At 41.6% G+C, this 449-nt stretch carries 2 protein-coding genes; one reads left to right on the forward strand and one right to left on the reverse strand.

Translation table 11 applies throughout. The features are described from left to right. The first annotated feature begins 42 nt into the window (after positions 1–42). On the forward strand, positions 43–159 hold the full coding sequence (locus tag A3762_RS28765; protein ID WP_369820645.1) for a PEP-CTERM sorting domain-containing protein: 117 nt from the start codon (positions 43–45) through the stop codon (positions 157–159). 51 nt (positions 160–210) lie between these two features. Here the strand turns inward: A3762_RS28765 and A3762_RS05995 are convergent. Then, positions 211–449: SPOR domain-containing protein (locus A3762_RS05995; RefSeq protein WP_156493281.1), on the reverse strand; the 239-nt coding region annotated here is incomplete at its 5' end.

Below are 449 nucleotides of genomic sequence, written 5' to 3' on the forward strand. Positions count from 1 at the left end.
TTTGTTACTGCGAACAACTTCAGCACTGACTTTGAAGCTGCATTGAGAACAAAACTGTTCAGAGAAATCAACGATGTTGAAGTATCTGAGCCGGGCACTTTAGCTTTGTTTGCTATCGGGCTAGCAGGATTAGCGGCAACACGTCGTAAAAAAGCGTAATTACGCCAAGCTCCTGACCATCAGTGTCAGGAGCTTATCTCCTCCACAAAATTAAGAACTTAGGTTGATCTCACGCTGAGCGCCATTACGCTGAATGACATAACTAGATATTCCAGTATTAGACATCATATTTCGTTGCATTAATTTCGCAGCACTTTTAGTTGGAAACTGCCCAACCACCACGGAAAAATACTGTTTACCATCAACTTCTCTCACCAACACTCTTAGATCTTCATAGGCATCTCGATGATTTTTCGCAGAAGCTATTGCTCTCTTTTTTTCAGAAAACG

It is taken from the genome of Oleiphilus sp. HI0125, from assembly GCF_001635355.1.